Annotated in this window: 4 protein-coding genes and 2 pseudogenes; 5 read left to right on the top strand and 1 reads right to left on the bottom strand. The window is 63.0% G+C overall.

Translation table 11 applies throughout. From position 1 onward, the window contains the following. On the top strand, positions 1 to 213 hold a 213-nt coding region (locus G6R20_RS18590; RefSeq protein ID WP_205475968.1), incomplete at its 5' end, for a hypothetical protein. Between the two features lie 158 nt (positions 214 to 371). Here the strand turns inward: G6R20_RS18590 and lnt are convergent. After that, positions 372 to 1010: pseudogene (lnt, locus tag G6R20_RS18380) on the bottom strand (apolipoprotein N-acyltransferase); the annotation flags it as partial. A 226-nt stretch (positions 1011 to 1236) separates the two neighbouring features. Here lnt and G6R20_RS18385 point away from each other — a divergent pair. From G6R20_RS18385 to G6R20_RS18395, 4 genes and pseudogenes are all read left to right on the top strand, one after another. Next, the gene (locus G6R20_RS18385) at positions 1237 to 1500 is read left to right on the top strand and encodes a cation transporter (protein ID WP_007626394.1); all 264 of its coding nucleotides are present in this window, start codon (positions 1237 to 1239) and stop codon (positions 1498 to 1500) included. A gap of 264 nt (positions 1501 to 1764) precedes the next feature. Beyond that, positions 1765 to 2463 carry a response regulator transcription factor gene (locus tag G6R20_RS18390; RefSeq protein WP_163377271.1) on the top strand — a complete coding sequence of 233 codons (699 nt, stop codon included), beginning with the start codon at positions 1765 to 1767 and terminating at the stop codon, positions 2461 to 2463. A gap of 26 nt (positions 2464 to 2489) precedes the next feature. Continuing rightward, positions 2490 to 2612 (top strand): annotated as a pseudogene (locus G6R20_RS18960) (two-component sensor histidine kinase); the annotation flags it as partial. 47 nt (positions 2613 to 2659) lie between these two features. Continuing rightward, a partial coding sequence (locus G6R20_RS18395; protein WP_163377269.1) for a transposase occupies positions 2660 to 2906 on the top strand: 247 nt, incomplete at its 3' end.

Consider the following 2906-nt stretch of genomic DNA (forward strand, 5'->3'; position numbering starts at 1 on the left):
GAGCAAGGCAGCCTAGGCGACGGTGCTGTGGGACCTGGTGACAGGGATATCGATCCTGATGTCGTATCCGGTCATATTGCTGAGGTGGATGCGGCCACGGAGGCAGTGGCCCATGACCGCCTCGTAACGATGACCGTTCGTGATCGCTACGGCACCAGATTTGAGGCTGAACGCCGACGGCGTCTACGTCCGAGAAATAGGCTCGATTACTGAGTCCAATCCTCGAGCTGGCTCTCGCCCTTACCTCGCGGGAGCTCATCAATTTCTCGCCCTCGGCGCCCTGCCCGACATGCTCACGTTGAGCGCCTGCAGCCGGCCCGGCCGACGACGGGTCCGCTCCCGATATCGGCGCGCACTCATGGCCGGGGATCTCAGCCCCGCCGACGGCGGCTAGCAATCCACCCCACCAGCATCGCGAATACTGCGGTGACCGTGATGATGAGTTCAGGAATTGAACGTAATCGGGTGGCAAGTGTGAACTCGGTATTGAGCGGGACCTGTGCGACGAGGGCATCGGCAGTGAACATTTCGGTCTGCTCGAGGACATCGCCATTCGCCGCGATAATCGCGCTGACACCGCTGGTGGCCGCTACCACCACCGTGCGGTTGTGTTCGACAGCGCGCAGCCGCGACATCGCCAGCTGCTGATAGGTCATGTCGGTATCGCCGAAGGTTGCATTGTTCGTTGGTATCGCGATCAACTGCGCCCCCGACCGAACCGACTCGGCCACCAGATCATCGAACGCGACCTCATAACAGGTGGCCACAGCGAGCGGTGTCTCATCGATGGTCACCACACCATCGCCGTTACCGGGCACGAAGTTGCCCGCCTGCGCGGCATAAGGCGAAAGCTTGCTCACGATCGATCGCATTGGCAGATATTCACCAAATGGAACCAGGCGTCTTTTGTCGTGCGCATCGCCAGGTCCTGTTCCTTGCTCCCACACCAGCGCTGTATTTCGGGTGGTACCGGAGCCAGTGGACACCACCGCCCCCACAAGGATCGGAGCGTAGGGCACCGGCAGAGGGTGCTTTCAGGGGCCAGTCCGAAAACCGCGGTTCTCCGAGCCCGATCGACCAGCCTCGGGCAACGTGTCCTGGGGCGCCCACCTCGCTCCCTCGGTGCCAAGGTCAAGATCTCGTGAAGAAACCTGACGACTCGAATCATGTACCCACCGGGGGTATATGATTCTGGTGTGGGATCGCCCCACGGCGTTCGGCGAAAGGATTAAGACGATGACGGCCACCACATACCAAGTTCAGGGGATGACCTGCGGGCATTGCGTTTCGTCCGTGAAAGCCGCTGTTGGTGCATTGCCCGGCGTGATCGGCGTCGAAGTCAACTTGCAGGCAGGAAGTATGACAACGACCGGAACCGCGACTACCCAGGCCGTATCCCAAGCCGTGGCCGACGCCGGATACGCGATAGTCTCCGCAGATCAGACGGTCGGTGTCTCCTTGCCCATGGCGAGTGGAACGGGTGGCTGCTGCTGCAGCTGACGGTTGGCCCATTTCGGCCCGATGACGCGATGAACCACGTTCTCGAGCGAACACAGCATTGGCCGGGTGGGCACCCTCGCTCACCCGGCGCTCGACTTCCAGCCGCAAGTCATTGAGAGATGTCCGGGTCGGCATGTGGCCCGCGCGCGTGTGGCCCATATGGTGGCGCCGAGGATGATGGGGGACATGAATTCTTCTGCCCGTGCGCTCGGAACGACAGAAGTCGCCGCACCGACGCCACGTCCGGCCACGGGCTTGCGGGCGATGGTTGTCGAGGACGAGCAGTCTTTGGCCGATGTCGTGGCCACCTACCTCGAACGCGAGGGCTTCGAGGTGACGATCTGCGGCGATGGTCTTCAGGCGGTGACACTGGCCCGGCAAATCGACCCAGACGTCATCGTCCTTGACCTTGGCCTGCCCGGGCTGGACGGGGTGGAGGTCTGTCGGCAGGTTCGCACGCATTCCGACGCCTACATCGTCATGCTCACGGCGCGCACCGAGGAGGTCGATACGCTGATCGGTCTGTCTGTCGGTTCAGACGACTACATGACCAAACCGTTTAGCCCCCGCGAGTTAATGGCCCGAATTCAGGCGATGATGCGTCGCCCGCGTACGGGCCCGGCGGCTGGCGCTCCCGCCGAGGTGCCCGCGGGGGAGTCGCTTCGCGAGTTCGGCGACCTTACGATCGATGTCCAGGGCCGTGAGGTCACCGTCGCCGGGAACGCAATTGCACTTACTCGCACCGAATTCGACATCCTGGCGTCCCTATCGAGAGACCCCGGCGCCGTTCTCAGCCGGCCCCAACTTATCTCCGCGGTCTGGGGGCCGAACTGGGTCGGCGATGATCACCTTGTCGATGTGCACATCGGACATCTGCGCCGAAAGCTCGGCGACGAGGCTTCTCGAGGGCGCTACGTTCGTACCGTCCGGGGTGTCGGCTACCGGATGGGTATCGGACAGTGAACTCTCGCGCCTCCAGTCGCACCTTCGTGCCGAGATCATGGCCGCGCCGATTGTTCGCCCGGTCGAGCTTTGGCACCAGGCTGCTCACCGCATTGAGCGTGGTCGTTGTTGGCTGCGCGGTCAGCGCGTGGTTTGTCGCCTCTGCTCTAGGGCGTGTCTCCCATAGCTGAGCGGTGACCCGCGAGACCGTGGCCGTATGGGGCAGACGAAGTCACGATTTCGCCAGTTCACCGACGAGCAGTGGGAGCGGATAGAGCCCCTGCTGCCCTCCAATGAAGGGCGGCAGGGGCATCCGTTTCGCGACAATCGCAAAGTCGTCGAGGGGATCATCTACCGCTACCGAGCAGGTATTCCCTGGCGGGACCTACCTCGCGAGGAGTTCGGTGCGTGGCAGACCGTGTGGAAGCGTCACGCCCGCTACGCCCGGGACGGGACCTGGGATC

The sequence above is a fragment of the Dietzia sp. Alg238-R159 genome, assembly GCF_900537145.1.
Taxonomy (GTDB): Bacteria; Actinomycetota; Actinomycetes; order Mycobacteriales; family Mycobacteriaceae; genus Dietzia; species Dietzia kunjamensis.